The 16,334-nt window shown below is 73.0% G+C and carries 12 protein-coding genes and 1 pseudogene; 1 reads left to right on the plus strand and 12 read right to left on the minus strand.

Annotated features, from left to right (window positions below):
- Positions 1–54 precede the first annotated feature (54 nt).
- Positions 55–2,871: pseudogene (locus OG389_RS06950) on the plus strand (ATP-binding protein); the annotation flags it as partial.
- 36 nt (positions 2,872–2,907) lie between these two features.
- Here OG389_RS06950 and OG389_RS06955 read toward each other — a convergent pair.
- The 12 genes from OG389_RS06955 to OG389_RS07010 all read right to left on the minus strand — a co-directional run bounded on the left by OG389_RS06955 (position 2,908) and on the right by OG389_RS07010 (position 16,299).
- Positions 2,908–3,438: a sigma-70 family RNA polymerase sigma factor gene (locus OG389_RS06955; RefSeq protein ID WP_328297584.1), complete on the minus strand. Its 531-nt coding sequence runs from the start codon at positions 3,436–3,438 to the stop codon at positions 2,908–2,910.
- 232 nt (positions 3,439–3,670) lie between these two features.
- The gene (locus tag OG389_RS06960; RefSeq protein ID WP_328297585.1) at positions 3,671–5,113 is read right to left on the minus strand and encodes a GuaB1 family IMP dehydrogenase-related protein; all 1,443 of its coding nucleotides are present in this window, start codon (positions 5,111–5,113) and stop codon (positions 3,671–3,673) included.
- 136 nt (positions 5,114–5,249) lie between these two features.
- Positions 5,250–6,449 (minus strand): XdhC family protein, encoded by a 1,200-nt coding sequence (locus tag OG389_RS06965; RefSeq protein ID WP_328297586.1) that lies wholly within the window; start codon positions 6,447–6,449, stop codon positions 5,250–5,252.
- Positions 6,449–7,768 (minus strand): IS701 family transposase, encoded by a 1,320-nt coding sequence (locus OG389_RS06970; protein ID WP_328297587.1) that lies wholly within the window; start codon positions 7,766–7,768, stop codon positions 6,449–6,451. Before OG389_RS06970 ends, OG389_RS06965 begins: the two co-directional genes overlap by 1 nt.
- A 72-nt stretch (positions 7,769–7,840) precedes the next feature.
- Complete coding sequence (locus OG389_RS06975; protein ID WP_328297588.1) at positions 7,841–8,488, minus strand: TMEM175 family protein; 648 nt, start codon at positions 8,486–8,488, stop codon at positions 7,841–7,843.
- Positions 8,489–8,588: 100 nt separating this feature from the next.
- On the minus strand, positions 8,589–8,930 hold the full coding sequence (locus OG389_RS06980; protein WP_328297589.1) for a nuclear transport factor 2 family protein: 342 nt from the start codon (positions 8,928–8,930) through the stop codon (positions 8,589–8,591).
- A 12-nt stretch (positions 8,931–8,942) separates the two neighbouring features.
- Positions 8,943–10,457: an ATP-binding protein gene (locus OG389_RS06985; RefSeq protein ID WP_328297590.1), complete on the minus strand. Its 1,515-nt coding sequence runs from the start codon at positions 10,455–10,457 to the stop codon at positions 8,943–8,945.
- Positions 10,454–11,851: an MFS transporter gene (locus OG389_RS06990; protein WP_328297591.1), complete on the minus strand. Its 1,398-nt coding sequence runs from the start codon at positions 11,849–11,851 to the stop codon at positions 10,454–10,456. Before OG389_RS06990 ends, OG389_RS06985 begins: the two co-directional genes overlap by 4 nt.
- Before the next feature lie 26 nt (positions 11,852–11,877).
- Positions 11,878–12,702 carry an FAD binding domain-containing protein gene (locus OG389_RS06995; protein WP_328297592.1) on the minus strand — a complete coding sequence of 275 codons (825 nt, stop codon included), beginning with the start codon at positions 12,700–12,702 and terminating at the stop codon, positions 11,878–11,880.
- On the minus strand, positions 12,699–15,170 hold the full coding sequence (locus OG389_RS07000) for a xanthine dehydrogenase family protein molybdopterin-binding subunit (protein ID WP_328297593.1): 2,472 nt from the start codon (positions 15,168–15,170) through the stop codon (positions 12,699–12,701). Before OG389_RS07000 ends, OG389_RS06995 begins: the two co-directional genes overlap by 4 nt.
- A complete protein-coding gene (locus OG389_RS07005; RefSeq protein WP_328297594.1) occupies positions 15,167–15,700 on the minus strand; it encodes a (2Fe-2S)-binding protein in 534 nt (177 codons plus the stop codon). The genes OG389_RS07000 and OG389_RS07005 overlap by 4 nt, the downstream gene beginning before the upstream one ends.
- The gene (locus tag OG389_RS07010; RefSeq protein ID WP_328297595.1) at positions 15,685–16,299 is read right to left on the minus strand and encodes an NADPH-dependent F420 reductase; all 615 of its coding nucleotides are present in this window, start codon (positions 16,297–16,299) and stop codon (positions 15,685–15,687) included. The genes OG389_RS07005 and OG389_RS07010 overlap by 16 nt, the downstream gene beginning before the upstream one ends.
- Between the last annotated feature and the right edge of the window lie 35 nt (positions 16,300–16,334).

Raw genomic sequence — 16,334 nt, forward strand, 5'->3', positions numbered from 1 at the left:
GGGCCGCGGGCTGCCATCCTGGGGAAGGCGCGAACGACCGGAGGGATCGCCGACGTGCGGGTCGGGCGAGAACAGCATCGTGAGGAGTGCCGTGCCGGGTTACGGACCTGGGTACGGGAGGCAGCCGGCGGGGCGGGCGGCGGAGCCTGCCTGATCGTGGAGGGGGAGCCGGGCGCGGGGCGCACCGCCTTCCTGCACGAGGCGCTGGCCGAGGCGGCCGCGCTCGGCTGCCGGGTGCGCTACGGCGCCGCGGAGGCGCTGGGCACCGGACTCCCGCTGCGCGCCGCGCTGGACTGCCTGCACCCGGCCGGCCCCGGGCGGGCCCGGGCGCTGGCCCTGCTGCGGGAGGCCCGGCGGTCGGCCGAGCCGGGCGGGGCGCTGCTGGCGGCCGTGGACCTGCTGGCCGCCGATGTCGAGGAGTGGTGTGCGCGGCGGCCGCTGCTGCTGGCCCTGGACGACCTCCAGTGGGCGGACCCGGCCACCCTGCTGCTGTGGCGCCACCTCGCGCGGGCGACGCGACGGCTCCCGCTGCTGCTGGTGGCGGCCCGGCGGAACCTGCCCCGGCGGGCGGAGGTGGAGGAGCTCTGCGCCCGGCTGGGCGGCGGGCCGGGCGGACGGACGCTCCGGCTGGCGCCGCTGACCGGGGCGGAGTCGGCCGCGCTGGTCCGGGAGGTGCTGGGCGCGGCGCCCGGCCCCCGGCTGCGGGAGGCCGCCGGGCAGGCGGGCGGCAATCCGCGGCTGCTGCGGGAGTTGCTCGCGCACTGGTCCGGGGTCATCGAGGTCCGCGACGCCCACGCCGAGCTCACGGTCACGCCCCGGGAACTGCCCCCGCCGCCCGGGGCGGTGCTCCGGGAGCTGAACCGCTTCCCCCCGGCAGCGGTGGCCACCCTGCGCCATGCGGCGCTGCTGGGCCCGTCCTTCACCGCGCGCGAGCTGTCCCTCGTACGGGCCAGACCCGTCAGGGAGTTGCTCGCGGACCTGGAGGAACCCCTGCTGACCGGCGTACTGGAGCCGGCCCGCCTGCCCGCCCGGCCCCCGGACCGGGAGCGTTCCGATGCGGGGCCGCCGGAGCCCGCCGGCGCTGACGCCCTGCGGTTCCGGCAGCCGACCCTGCGGCTGGCCCTGTGCGCGGCGGTGCCGCGGGCCGCCCGCACCGCCCTGCACCAGGACGCCGCGCGGGCCTTCGCCGGGGCCGGTCTCGATCCCGCCCGGACCGCCGGGCAGCTGCTCGACGGTGGGGGACTGGACCCGTGGGCCCTGCTGTGGACGGCGCGCTCGGCCCAGGCCCTGATCGCGGTGGCCCCCGAGACGGCGGCCACGCTGCTGCGCCGGGCCGTGGACCAGAGCGCGGACCAGGACGCGGGCACGGACACGGTCCCGGCCGCCGGTCCGTACCGGGAGGCCCTGGAGGACGGGCTCGCGGATGCCGCGTTGACACTGCGGCGGCCCGAGTCGGTGGAGCTGCTCGGGACCCTGCGGGAGCGGGCCGATGATCCCGGGCGGCGGGCGGCGCTCGCCTTCAAGCTGGTGTCGGCGCTGATGATCCAGGGGGACATGGCCCGGTCGTTGGAGGTCACCGAGGAGGCGCTGGCCGAGCAAGTCCCCTGTCCCGAGTGGCGGTTGCGCCTGGAGGCGTGCCGGGTGCTGGCACTGGCCGATCTGCGCCGGCCGCAGGAGGCGTACGCCCTCGCCGGACCGGTGGTCGCGCGGGCCCGGGAACTGCGCGATCCGCTGTGCGGCGCCGAGGCCGAACACGCCATGTCCTTCGCGCTGTTCCACCTGAACCGCGGCCGGGACTCGCTGCGCCACGTCGCGGCCGGGATCGCGCACGCCCGGCGCAGCCCGGCGGCCAATGACATGCGGCTGCTGCTCCTCGCCAACCAGGCCGAGGGGCATCTGCGGTTCGACGAGCCGCAGATCTCGGCGGCGGCGCTCACCGAGGCTCGGGAGCTGGCGACCCGGACCGGTTCGACGGGCCGGCTGGTGGTCACGGAGGCGCTGCTGGCCGACCTCCGCTACCGGCTCGGCGACTGGGACGCGGCACTGGCCGGTCTCGCCCGGGTGCGGGACATGCCCGTCTCGGACGGCTGGCTGCCGGTACTGACACACGGGCTGCGCGCGCTGATCCTGGGACACCGCGGTGAACAGGACGCGGCACAGGACGAGTTGGCGGAGCTCCCGCCGGCCGCGGAAGCGTCCGGCGACCGGCCCGCCGCGCGCCGTCACGGACCGCACGTCCTGCTGGCCCGCGCTCTGCTGGCGGAGCGCGCCGGGCGCCCGGGGGAGGCGCTCGACGCGCTGCGGCCCGCGCTCGAGGACGGTGTGGACGAGGCGGTGGCCTTCGACCGTCCCTGGGCGCTGTCGGAGGCCGTCCGGCTCGCGCTGGAGGCCGGGGACGCCGGCGCGGCCCGGTCGGCGGTGGCCGCCTGCGCGCGCACGGCGGCCGCGCTGCCGGAGTACCCGGGTCCGGCGCTGGCGCTGCTGCGCTGCCGGGGGCTGTTCGCGCAGGACCCGGAGCTGCTGGCCGGGGCCGCGGCGCGGGCGCGGGGCGGACTGGTGCTGGGGCAGATCCTGGAGGACCTGGCGGTGGCCCGGGCCTGGCACGGGGACCTGGCGGGGTCACGGGAGGCGCTGACCCGGGCGGTGGCCGCGTACGAGCCCCTGGGTTCGCGGTGGGACATCGCCCGGGCCGATGCCCGGCTGCGGAGCCTGGGCGTGCGCCGGGGCCGCCGCGCGGCGCGGCGCAGGCCCGCCCGGGGTTGGGAGGCGCTGACTCCGGCGGAGCTGAAGGTGGCTTTGCTGGTCGCGCGGGGCCGGACGAATCCCGAGATCGCCTCGGCCCTGTTCCTGTCCCGCCGGACCGTGCAGACCCACGTCTCGCACATCCTGGCGAAGCTGGAGGTCCGGTCACGGTCGGAAGTGGCCGTCATCGTAGCCGGGCAGGAGGGCGCGCAGGGCCCGCAGGGCGTAGTACGTACGGGATTTGACCGTTCCCACGGGCACTCCGAGCGCTTCGGCGGCCTCGCAGACGCTGGCTCCGCGGAAGTAGATCTGCAGGAGTACGGCCCGGTGATCGGGGCTGAGTGAGCGCAGGGCCCCGCGGACGTCGAGGACGGCGACGGACCGTTCGGTGCGGTCCTCGTCGGCCGGCGAGTGCTCCAGCCCGTCGGGGCCGACTTCGGCGGGCCGTGACAGGCGGGCCCGGCGGGCGTCGATGGCCACGCGCCGGGCGACGGTGTACAGCCAGGGCCGCATGGAGGCGTGGGCGCCGCTCTCCAGGGCCTCCGGGTGCTTCCAGGCGCGGAAGAGCGTCTCCTGGACCAGGTCCTCGGCGCGGTGGCGGTCGCCGAAGGTGAGGCCGAGGAGGAAACCGTGGAGCGCCTTGCCGTGCTCCCGCTGCAGGCGGGCGAGGGCGTGCGGGGTGACGGTCGCGGGCATGGAGTACCCCTTCCGGGTCGGGATGCTCCGAGCGTGCCCGTATCCCGCGCGGGGAGTTATCCGCCGCCTGACGTATCCCTGCGTCCCTGCGCCGACCGGTCGTCCCCGAGCGCCGAACGGTCCGCGCGCCGCCTCCTGCCGGGGCGCCGCACGCACGGCGCGAGTCCCGGGTACGCCCGTGGCCCCCGGTCCGTCCGCGAGGGACGGCCCGGGGGCCACGGGAGGGGAAGAACTAGCTCCAGCTGGCGTGCAGCGGCTTGCCCTCGGCGTAGCCCGCCGCGGACTGGATGCCGACGACGGCCTTCTCCTCGAACTCCGCGAGGGAGGCCGCACCCGCGTAGGTGCACGAGGAGCGGACGCCCGCGATGATCGAGTCGATCAGGTCCTCGACGCCGGGACGCGCCGGGTCCAGGAACATCCGCGAGGTGGAGATGCCCTCCTCGAACAGACCCTTGCGGGCCCGGTCGTAGGCGGACTCCTCCGAGGTGCGGTTCTGCACCGCGCGCGCCGAGGCCATGCCGAAGGACTCCTTGTACAGGCGGCCGTCGGCCGACTGCTGCAGGTCGCCCGGGGACTCGTACGTACCGGCGAACCAGGAGCCGATCATGACGTTCGACGCGCCGGCGGCCAGGGCCATCGCCACGTCGCGCGGGTGGCGGACGCCGCCGTCGGCCCAGACGTGCTTGCCGTACTTCTTCGCCTCGGCCGCGCACTCCAGCACCGCGGAGAACTGCGGGCGGCCCACGCCGGTCATCATGCGGGTGGTGCACATGGCGCCGGGGCCCACACCGACCTTGATGATGTCGGCGCCGGCGTCGATCAGGTCCTTGACACCCTCGGCGGCCACGATGTTGCCGGCGACGATGGGGACCTGCGGGTCGAGCGCGCGGACGGCCTTGATCGCGCTGATCATCGATTCCTGGTGGCCGTGCGCGGTGTCGATGACGAGCGTGTCCACGCCCGCGTCGAGCAGCTGCTTGGCCTTGGCCACGAAGTCGCCGTTGATGCCGACGGCCGCGGCGATGCGCAGCTTGCCGTTGGCGTCGGTGGCGGGGCTGTACAGGGTCGCGCGGAGCGCGGCCTTGCGGGTGAGGATGCCGACGAGCTTGCCGTCCTTGTCGACGGCGGGGGCCAGCTTGCGGTGGCCGGCGTCGAGCTTGTTGAAGGCCTCGCGGGGGTCGATGTCGGCGTCGAGGAGCAGGAGCTCCCTGGACATGACCTCGGAGAGCTGGGTGAAGCGGTCCACGCCGGTCAGGTCGTGGTCGGTGACGACGCCCACCGGGCGGCCGTCGGCGTCGACGACGACGCCGGCTCCGTGCGCGCGCTTGGGCAGCAGCGACAGGGCGTCGGCGACGGTCTGGGTGGGGGCCAGCGTGATCGGGGTGTCGAGCACGAGGTGGCGGGTCTTCACCCAGGAGATCACGTCGGTGACGACGTCGATCGGAATGTCCTGCGGGATGACGACGATGCCGCCGCGGCGGGCGACCGTCTCGGCCATCCGGCGGCCGGCGATGGCGGTCATGTTGGCCACGACCAGCGGAATGGTGGTGCCGGTGCCGTCAGGCGCGGAAAGGTCGACGCCCTGGCGGGAACCGACCGCGGAGCGGCTCGGCACCATGAATACGTCGTCGTACGTCAGGTCGTACGGCGGCTTCAGGTCATTGAGAAAACGCACGTGCTGAACATCCCAGTCGATCGGAGGTGACCCCGACAGGGCAGTCGAGGAACGCACGTACTTCATTCTCACACGACCTGGAGTTCACACCGCCCGGGTAGATCGTCCAGGACATTTGGGGCCGGATGGTCGCTTCCTACGGGACTTTGGTCCCGTTGCCGCGGCGGTGCACCGGCCCCCTGCTCCACGCCAGCGGGAGAATCGTTCCGCCACCGCCACCGCCACCGCCGGTACCGATGCCTTCGCCGGCGCCACCGCCCCGCCCGTACCGGACAGCCGTGAACTCCGCGGCGATGGAGAGTGCGGTCTCCTCCGGGGTCTGCCCGCCGAGGTCCAGGCCGATCGGCGAGCGCAGCCGGGCCAGGGCGGCCGCCGGCAGTCCCTGCGCGCGCAGCCGCTCCGCCCGCTCCCCGTGCGTGCGCCGCGATCCCATCGCCCCCACGTACCCGAGGGGCAGCCGCAGCGCGAGCGTCAGCAGCGGGACGTCGAACTTGGCGTCGTGCGTCAGGACGCACACCGCCGTACGGGGATCCAGCCGGCCCGCCTCCCACTCCGCGGCCAGGTGCCGGTGGGGCCAGTCCACGACCACCTCGTCGGCATCCGGGAACCGGGCGGCCGTGACGAACACGGGCCGGGCGTCGCACACGGTGACCCGGTAGCCCAGGAAGGCCCCGATCCGGGTGAGGGCGGCGGCGAAGTCGATGGCCCCGTAGACCAGCAGCCGGGGCGGCTCGGCGGCCGACTCGACCAGCAGCGTCAGCGGCTGACCGCAGAGCCCGCCCGCCGTGCCCAGCTCGGCGGTACCGGTGCGCCCCGCCGCGAGCCAGCCGCGCACCCGCTCGGCGGCGGTGCGGTCCAGCTCCGCGTCCCCGCCCAGCCAGCCCTCGTAGGATCCGTCGGCGTGCACGGCGAGGGCCCGGCCCAGCTGCTGCGGCGGCCCGCAGACCACCCGGCCCAGCGCTGAGCGCCGACCGCCGCAGGCGGCGTCGAGGACGGCGCCGATGACGGGCCGCACCGGATCGTGCCGGCGCACCGGGGTGACCAGGACGTCGAGGACTCCCCCGCAGGTCAGCCCTACCGCGAAGGCGTCGTCGTCGCTGTATCCGAAGCGGTGCACGCCTCCTTCCCCGGAGGCGATCGATTCCAGGCACAGCTCGTGGACGGCGGACTCCACGCAGCCACCGGACAGGGAGCCGAGGGCGGTGCCCCCCGCGTCGACGGCCAGGGAGGCGCCGGGTCCGCGCGGCGCGCTGCCGCTGACGGCGACCACCGTGGCCACCGCGAAGTCCTGTTCGGCGGCGCACCACGCGCGTAGCTCCGCGGCGATGTCGAGCATCAGCGGATGTACTCGCGGCGCGGGCTCTGCCCGGGGAGCAGCGGTCTGGGCGGGAGCACCGGGGGCCCCGCGGTGTGGGTGGCGGTGTGGGTGGCGGTGTGCGTGGCGACCGCGCGGGGGGTGGCGTGGCGCGCCGGGCCGGGGTACGGCACGGGCTCCCGTCCCCGCGCGCCCAGCAGCATCGCGGCGTGGGCGACGCTGGCCAGGGTGGCGTGGTGGTGCCAGCCCCTGAAGGAGCGGCCCTCGAAGTCGCGGATGCCGGCCGGCTCGCACACCGCGGTGAAGTCGAGGGCGACCCGGTCGGTGAGCTTGGCGAGGAGGAACAACTGCGCGAGCGGCCGGTCGCCTATGTTGGTGATCCAGAACTCCGAGGGCAGCAGGGCCGCTTCGGTCCACGCCCCGACGAGCAGCAGCGGAGTGGGCGGCGCCGGTACGAGCCGTTCCTCGCCGGGGGTGGCGAAGATGGAGGCCGCGGTCAACAGGGTGACCGCTCCCTCGGCGCGACCGTGCCTGGTCCATTCGACGACGCGGCGCTGGGAGCGCAGGGAGTCGATGAGTTCACGGGCGGGCGCGGTGTGGGGTCCGGGTTTGTGGCGGCCGGCCCCACCGAAGGAGACGGGCAGGGTGCCGTCCACTTTGAATACGAAGGGGATGTCCTGGAGCGCGAACGATTCGATGCACTGAGGGAGTTCGCTGTTGGACACCTCCATCACCACTGGTCTGCGCTGGAGTTGCCAGGTGGACGCCATCCGCTGGACGGCGTGCACCGCGTCCTGTGCGGGGGTGAGCGAGCGGGCGGTGTCGGGGATGCCGGCCCGCCGGCGCCGCAGGAGTTCCGACGTCCAGGGCCCGGGGAGGGTCAGGGTCCATTCGACGGGGAAGCCGGCGTCGCTGGACGTGAGCCAGATGCCGCTGGCCTGCTGACAGTTGGCGGTGCGTCCGAGTTCGGGGACGAACTGCCTGCCGACGCCCACCGATCGGTCGCCGGCCTTCTCGATGACCATGGGCTGGACCACCCAGGCCAACGGGCGCTGCGCGGTGCGTTCGAGGTGCTGGGCGAGGGAGCGGCGGACGGGGGTCCAGTCCCAGGGTGACTTGCTGATGAACTGCTGGAGGCTCTGCTCGACGGAACTGGCCCCTGTTCCGGCGATGTTACGGATTGTTTTCTTTCCGTTGGTCCGCACCAGGCCGTTCAGATATACGCGGGCCCAGTTTCGCTGGTCCCGCCGGGGTAATGATTCGAAGAAGAGCGAGATCAGAACATCGATCAATTCGGAGATTTCCTTCGTGGATTCCTCCGGCAGGACTACGCGAGCCATCTGGGCCTCCCCCGCGACCAGCTAGATCCATTACCCTACTTGACCGCGAAGAACGGCCGTAGGCCCCGGCGGCTACTTCCTGAGGTCGCTGGCAGTTTCGAGCCGCTCTTCCTCTACCACGAGAGGGATGGGGATCTGGTTCGCCGCATAGTAGAGCGCGATCAGGAAGTGTGCGACAAGCGTGAGCGGTGCGGAGAAGAACGCCAGGGCGACGGTGCAGGGATAGGCGATGGCACCCAGTCCGAAGCGGACCCTGGTGGCGCGGGCGCCGTCCTTGTCCACCCGGTCGTGGAAGAGATGCCCGACGCGGGTGACGTACCACCAGAACACCAGGAAGGCCAAGGCATAGGCCACGGTGACGAGGCTGTAGAGCACGGCCGCCGCGTTGGCGGATCCGCCTTCCTCCATGAGGTGTTCGGCCAGCACGTTGGTCGTGTACGGAACCACCGACACCACCATCAGCACCAGGAGGTTCAGGAACAGCAAAGGGCGGTCCACCCGCTTGATGTGACTGAAGATGGTGTGGTGGTTCACCCACATCACGCCGATGATGAGGAAACTCACCACGTAGGCGGCATAGTGCGGCCACTGTTCCCGCACTCCGTGCCAGAAGTCGGATCCCGTTTCATCCGGAACTTTCAATTCCAGGACGAGGATCGTGATGATGACCGCGAATACACCGTCACTGAATGCCTCGACCCGGCCGGTTTCGGTTTCCATGACCTCCCCTTCACGCTTCTTGCATATATCTACGACTGCCACACATACGGGGAGGGCGCACATCCCGCCCTCCCCGCACACGCTACCCAGATTTGCGCGATCAGCCGCCGAATCCGGCTGTCTGCCGCCAGATTCGGCCATCACGAACCACAAGTGTCCCGAACGCGTGCTCCGGTTCGCCGTTCAGGTTCATGATCGCCCGGTAGAAGATGGTGTCGTCGGTCTCGATGTACTCCTGGAGTTCCACCAGGGTGGGCTTCACGGTGAGGTAGCCGGTGAACGTCTCGCGCACCGCGTCGATGCCGACCGACACCCCCTCGAAGCGCAGCAGCACCGCGTCGTCGGTGTAGTTCTTCATCACGGCCTCGATGTCCAGGGCGGCGAGCGCCTCCATCTGGCGGACGAACACCGGGTGCAGCGTGGCGATGTCGTACTTGGGCATGTCGACTCCGTTTCAACGGTTCGATGGGGAACTCTTCGGTGTGGGTGAATCGGGTACGGCGCAGGACGGGTCCGTCCCGGAGAGCGGCAGCCGGACGGTCATCCGGGTCTCCCCCGGCCGGGAACGGGCCGTGATCGAGCCGTGGTGGCGCTGGGTCACGATGCGGTAGCTGAGGTGCAGTCCGAGACCGGTCCCCTTGCCCACGTCCTTGGTCGTGTAGAAGGGTTCGAAGATCCTTGGTAGGGACTCCTCCGCGATGCCCGAGCCCGTGTCCGCGATCTCCACCACCATGCAGACGCCCTCGACCCGGGCCCGCAGGGTGAGCGTGCCGGCGCCTTCCATGGCGGCCGCCGCGTTGTCGACCAGGTTGGTCCACACCTGGTTCAACTCGCTTGGATAGCCCGTCAGTTCGGGCAGGTCGGGTTCGTACGCGCGCACGAGAGTGATCCCCGCGAGCTTGGCACGCAGCACCACCAGCGTGTTCTCCAGTCCGTCGGTCACCGCGAAGCGCTGCTCGGGGGCCCGGTCGAGATTGGCGTAATCCCGCGTGGCCGACACCAGTTGGGAGATCCGCGGGCCGGCCGCCCGCAGCTCGGCGGCGAGCGAGCGGATCTCCAGCAGCGCCGCCAGGTGGTCGAGGGCCGCGGGCAGGCCCGGTTCGCCGATGCCCTCCAGCCGCTCCAGCAGCCAGCCGAGCTCCACTCCGAGGTCGGACACCCCTGAGCCGAGCAGCCCCGGCCGTTCGGCGCCCGACTCCTCGGCCCAGTCGGCGATCTCCTCCTCGGCGTCCGCCTGGGCGAGCGGATCGGTGACCACCGGCGGCGCCACCTTGTCCAGTTCCTCGGCCAGCCGGTCGAACACGGAGCGCTCCGCACCCGTCGCGACCGCGCCCCAGGCCTGGGCGGTGCGGGTCAGCTGGTCCAGGGCGGGCGCCAGCTCCTGCGCGGCGCGGGCCACGGCGGCGGCGGGATTGTTCAGCTCGTGCGCGAGTCCCGCGGCCAGCGTGCCCAGGGCCTCGACGGTGGCCCGTTTGCGGGCCTGGACCTCCGAGGACTTGATGCGCCAGGCCAACACGGGGATCAGTACGGCGGCCACCCCGTGGCAGCGGGTCAGCATCTCGAAGAAGACCGGTTTCGTGTACGCCACCACGGTGGTGGCCGGCCCGCTGGCCGCGGCCGTGGCCACGTACGCCCCGTCCGTCAGCAGCGGCAGTTCGCCGGTGAAGCGGTGCGCGGCCGCGGGTTTGCCGTCGTGTCCGTCGGCCTCGGCCCCCTCCTCCTCGGTGGAGTGCCGGGTCAGGACCTCCTCGCGGCCGTCGACGACCTTGGTCACCACGAGCCCGCCGGAGAGCAGGACGTGGAAGCCGCCTGCCTCCTCGCCGTCGCGGAAGAGCACCTCCCCGTCGGCGAGCACCCGGGGCTCGGAGACGGAGACCAGCCAGTCCAGTTGTTCCCCGGTGAGTCCCGCGAAGATCTCCAGCCCGCGCAGGGCCTCCCGCAGCGCGGCGGTGTCCGGGGCCGCGCTCATGCCTTCCTCCCCTCGGCCCGGTTGCGTGCGGCCAGCCGCAGCGTGGCCAGCAGGGCCAGTGCGCACACCCCGGCCACGGCTGCCATGAAGCCGACCGAGGTCCGGTGCAGTCCGTGGATGTTGGTGAGCAGCCCGGCCAGGACCGCGGGCACGCTCATCGCCAGGTAGGCGAAGACGTAGACGGCGGCGGTCAGTTCGCCGCGGTGGGCCGGTTCGGCCAGTGCGCTCAGGGCCCGGAAGGAACCGAGGAAGGCCGCGCCCCAGCCGGCTCCGAGGACGGCCGTGGCCACCAGGAACACGGGGGCCGAGCCGAGCCCGAGCGCGAGGAGCACCAGGGCCAGCCCGCTGAGCAGGCCGAGCAGGCCGAGGACGGCGGTGCGCAGGGCCTCGGTGCGGCCGAGCAGGAGCTGGGCGGCGGTGGCGGCGCCCGCGAGGAGGGCCACGGTCGCGCCGCCGACGAGGTAGTTGGTGCTCCGGAGCAGGGAGAGGGCCAGGTGCGGGCCGAGCGAGAGGTAGAAGCCGCCGACCGACCAGACCGCGACGATGGTCAGGATCAGCACGGCGAAGCGGCCGCGGGCGGCGGCGGGGATGCGGATCCGGTGCGGGGCGATCCTGAAGCGGCGGCCGCCCGTCCCGCGGCCGGAGCCCGGACCGCCGGCGGCGGCCGTCCCGGGGCCGGAGCCCTGGCCGGAGCCCTGGCCGGCGTCCTCGACCGGCCCGCCGTCGGCGCCCGGCCCGCCGTCCCCGCGCGGGGCGCTCTCCGCCATCCGTGCCACCCCGACGAGGGTGACGGCGAAGGCCCCCACGAGCAGCAGGTAGCTCAGCACGGTCGGAGCCGGGGCGTACTGGACCAGCAGCCCGGCCCCGATGCCGCCGAGTCCGATGCCCACGGTCGGGCCGGCGCTGTTGACCTGGGCGCCGAGCGCCGGCCGTGAGCGCGGGGAGAGTTCCAGCAGGGCCGCGCCCATGGCTCCGGTGGCCAGGCCCACCGCCAGCCCCTGCACGGCGCGGGCGGCGAGCAGCAGGCCGAGGCCCTGGGCACCGGCGAACAGGCCCATGGAGACGATCGCGAGGACCAGTCCGGCCCCGAGCACGGGCCGCCGCCCGAGGGTGTCGGACAGCGACCCGAACAGCAGGAGTCCGGCGAGCACGGTGACGGCGTACAGGGCGAAGACCACCGTGATCATGCCGGAGGACAGGCCCCACTTCTGCTGGTAGAGCACGTAGAGGGCCGAGGGGACGGAGGAGGAGAGCATCAGCAGGACGAGGACCGCGCCCACCACCCAGAAGCCGGAACCCCCCGGTGCGCCGGCGGCGCTGGCGGCTGGACGCAAGGTGACCCCCGTGGTGGTCGTGGACGGCGTGGTCCGTGCGGTCGTCGGGAACGGTTCCACTGCTTCAACTCCCCCGTGGTGGGCGCTCAGGCGGGTGCCTGCACGGCCCTTGTGAGCGCGCGGGCGGTGAGTACGCCCGCCAGGTGGCCGAGGTACTCGGCCGAGGTGCCGCGCCCGGGCACGAACAGCTCCCGGGGCTCGGCACGGAAGGCCGCGAGCACGGCCTCCGTCGTGTACGGGCCCCCGCGCAGCCGGTCCTCGACCCCGCGCAGCCGCAGCGCGCGGGCGGTGGCCCCGGTGACCGCGATGCGCGGCCCGTCGGGGGTGATCCGCACGGCGGCGGCGCACACCGGGTAGCGGGTCGCCCGGTCGGCGGTCTTCTCGAAGGCGCCGGCCCGTCCGGCGGCCGGCACCAGGAGGGCGGTGATGAGGGTGCCCGTCGGGACTCCGGAGCCGGCCAGCTCCTCGGCGCTCACGCTGGAGCGCCCGCCGGGGCCGGCCAGTTCGACCGTGACACCGGCGGCGATGGCGGCGACCGGCAGGTCGGTGGCCCGGCCGGTGGCGGCGAGGTTCCCGCCGGCCGTGCCGAGGTTGCGGACCTGGGGGTCGCCGTTGGCCCGGGCCGCGGCGGCGAGTTCCGGGGCCCCGGCCAGGACGAGCGGGTCCGCGGCCAGTTCGGCGAGGGTGGTGAGTGCCCCGATCCGGATCCCCTCGGGGGTCCGTTCGATGCCCCGGAGCTCTTCCAGCCGGCGGACGTCGACGAGCAGGGCGGCCCGCTCCTCCCCCGCGCGCAGTCCGGGCAGCAGGCTCTGCCCGCCGGCCAGCACCCGGGCGCCGGGCTGTCCGGCGAGCAGGGTCAGGGCCTCGTCCAGGCCGACGGGGCGGACGTAGTCGAACTCGGTGAGGATCACTGGGATTCCCCTCTCAGGCGGCGCCAGACCTTCTCGGGGGTGACGGGCATGTCGATGTGCTGGACGCCCAGGTCGGACAGGGCGTCGACGACGGCGTTGACCACGGCCGCGGCGGGCGGCACGGTGGCGATCTCGCCCGCGCCCTTGGCGCCGAGCGGGTTGTGCGGGGAGGGCGTGGTGGTCTTGTCGAGGGTGAAGAAGGGCGCGTCGAAGGCCCGCGGCAGGGCGTAGTGGTTCAGGTCGCGGCTGACCAGGAGCCCGTTGTCGTCGTACTCGGCGACTTCCATCAGGGCCTGGCCGAGGCCGTGCAGGATGCTGCCCTCGATCTGGCCGAGGACCACCTTCGGGTTGCCGATGTTGCCCGCGTCGTCGACGGCGGTGTAGGCCACCACCTCGGTCTCGCCGGTCAGTTCGTCGATCTCGACGACCGCCACGTGCGTCCCGAAGGGATAGTTGAAGTCCGGCGGGTCGAAGTGGGTGGTCTCGTCGAGGGCCGGCTCGATCTCGGGGGGCAGTCCCCAGCCGTACCACATGGCCATCGCCAGTTCGGCGAAGGTCTTGGTGTTCTCCTCGTTGCCCTCTTCGTAGACCTTGCCGCCCGCGTAGACCACCTTGTCCTCGGCGATGCCCAGGAACACGGCCCCGGCCTTGACCAGCTTGCTCTTGATCTTCCGGGCGGTGAGGGCGACGGCCGGCGCGGCCATGCTGTAGGAGCGCGAACCGTAGGTGCCCTGCCCGTAAGGGGCCTTGAGCGTGTCCCCCTCGTACACCTGGACCTGGTCCGGGTCGATGCCGAGCTCGTCGGCCGCGACCTGCGCGAAGACGGTGCCGTGGCTCTGGCCGGTGGAGGCGGAGCCGACGGTGACGGTGACCTCGCCGGTCGGGTGGACGCGGATGTTCGCGCTCTCCCAGGTGCCGCCGAGCATGCCCTCCTTGGACATCCGGGTGGAGGGGCCGACACCGCAGATCGCGACGTAGGAGGCGATGCCGACGCCGAGCCGCTTGCCCCGGGTACGCGCCTCGGTCTTGCGGGCGGGCATGCCGGCGTAGTCCGAGAGCTCGATGGCCCGGTCGAAGTTGAGCTGGTAGTCGCCCGAGTCGTAGGTCCAGCCGAGACCGTTGTCGTACGGGAACTTCTCCTTCGGCACCAGGTTCTTGCGGCGCACCGCCGCCGGGTCCATGCCGATCTCGGAGGCGTACCGGTCGACCAGGCGCTCCATCAGGAAGGCGGCCTCGGCGCGCCCACTGCCGCGCTGGGCGCCGAGCGAGACGGTGTTGGTGAAGGCGGCGTAGACCTCGCAGAAGGCGGCGTCGATGTCGTACATCCCGCTGATGGAACGGCCCATGAGGGCGGTGGCCACGCCGGGGCCGATGGTGGAGGGGTACGCGCCGAGGTTGGCGTAGCTGGTGGCGCGGACGGCGGTGATCCGGCCGTCCCGGGTGCCGGCCAGGGTGACGTGCTGGCGGTGGTCGCGGCCCTGGACGGTGGAGTTCATCAGTCCGGTCCGGGTGTCGACCCATTTCACGGGCCGGCCGAGCGCCTTGGAGAGCAGCAGGACCAGCGGCATGTCGGGGTACAGGTACCCCTTGGTGCCGAAACTGCCGCCGACGGTCGGGGCGACGACGCGGAGCTTGTTGAAGGGGATCCCGAGGACCAGGGCGGCGAGCAGGAAGCGGTGGTTGTGCGGGCCCTGGGTGGAGGCGTACAGCGTGTACTCGCCGGTGGCGGCGTTGTAGTCGCCGACCGCGCCGCGCGGCTCGATGGGACTGTTGATGGTGCGCTGGTTGACGAGATCGAGCTCGACGGTGACCTCGGCCGAGGCGATGGCCGCGTCGGTGCGGTCCTTGTCGCCGCAGGTCCAGTACGCGTTCAGGTTGCCGGGGACGGCCTCGTGCAGCTGGGGAGCGCCCTCCTTGAGGGCCTCCTCGGCCAGGGTGACCACGGGCAGCGGCTCGTACTCGACGGAGATGGCGGCCAGGGCGGCGGCGGCCTGGCGCGGGGTCTCGGCGACGACCACGGCGATGGGGTCGCCGACGTGGCGCACGGCGTCCCCGGTCAGCACCGGGCGGGCGCCGGGAAGTCCGTAGGGGTGGGGCGGGAAGTGGCTCTCGACCCCGCCGGGTATCCAGATGCAGGGCAGCGGCATGACGTCGGTGAAGTCGGCGGCGGTGGCCACCTTCAGCACGCCCGGCAGCTGCTCGGCGGCCTTCGTGTCGATGGAGAGGATCTTCGCGTGGGCCACCGGGCTGCCGAGGATCGCCATGTGGGCGGTGCCCGGCAGGTCGATGTCGCCCACGTACGTGGCCTCGCCGCGCAGCAGCTGCGGATCCTCGCGGCTGTCCAGCGGCTGCCCGAGGACACCGTTGCCGGCGAGCGGGGCCGCCGCCTCCGGGGCCGCCACCTCCTGGGCGGGCGCTTCCTGAACCGGCGCCTCCTGCACCGGGGACTCCCCCGTGACTGCGGTCATCTCCCTGACCCCTCCTGTCCGGACGCGGCGGTGGTGGCCGGCTCCGCGGGTGCCTTCTCGCGGGCCGCGGAGCAGGCGCGCTGCACCCCTCGTACGACGCTGTGGTAGCCCGTGCAGCGGCACAGGTTGCCGGTGAGCCACTCGCGGATCTCGGGCTCGGTGGGCGCTTCGCGGTCGGCGGTGTTCCCTACGAGTTCGCCGAGCGCCATGACCATGCCGGGGGTGCAGAAGCCGCACTGGGTGCCGTGCTCCTGGCGCAGGGCTTCCTGGAGGCCGGTCAGCTCCCCGCCGGGAGTGGTGACGCCCTCGATGGTGGTCACCTCGGAGCCGGCGGCCGCGGCGGTGAGGATCAGGCAGCTCTTGACCGACCGGCCGTCGAGCTGGACGACGCAGGTCCCGCACTGGCCGGTGTCGCAGCCGACCTTGGTACCGGTCAGTCCGAGGCCGTCGCGGAGCCGTTCCACGAGCAGTTCGTTCGGCTGGGCCGCGAACTGCTCAGGTCTTCCGTTGACGTTCAGTGAGAGATCCATGCCAGCGCCTGCGCTTCCGTGAGCGGCCGGTTGAAGAGGGGTCCGCCGGGCTGCTGGAGAATTCCCCCGGAGTGCAGCGGACCGGTGTCGACGGAGGCGAATCCGAGATCCGCGATGATTCCCGCGACGATTTCCTTGGCTTTTCCGTCGTCGCCCGCCGTGAAATGGGCCAGACGCGGGCCCTCGGAAGTTCCGGCGACGGCGAGCGTCTCAAAATGCATGGTGTTGAGGGATTTCACTGTCCGGGTGTTCGGATACCACTCGGCGACGAGTTCGCTGGATCCGCGTCCGCCGAGATCCCGGGGTTCGCCCGGGCCGCTGAACGCGTTGGTGGCGTCGACGAGCACGGTCTCCCGTACGGAGTCCTGCGGCAGCAGTCCCTGGACCTTGTCGAACGGCACCATCAGCACCAGGACTTCCGACCGGGCCGCGGCCTCGGCGGGGTGCGCCGCCGAGGCCGCGGGGCCCAGCTCGGCCACCAGGGACGCGAGGCTGCGCGGGCCGCGGGCATTGGCGAGCACGACCTGGTGGTCCGCCGCCACGAGGATCCTGGCCAGGGTCGATCCGATCCGGCCGGTGCCGATGATGCCGATCCGCATGAGGGCTCCTCAGATGGGTGCTCGGTGTCGGCCGG

It is taken from the genome of Streptomyces sp. NBC_00435 (assembly GCF_036014235.1).
Classification (GTDB): domain Bacteria; phylum Actinomycetota; class Actinomycetes; order Streptomycetales; family Streptomycetaceae; genus Streptomyces.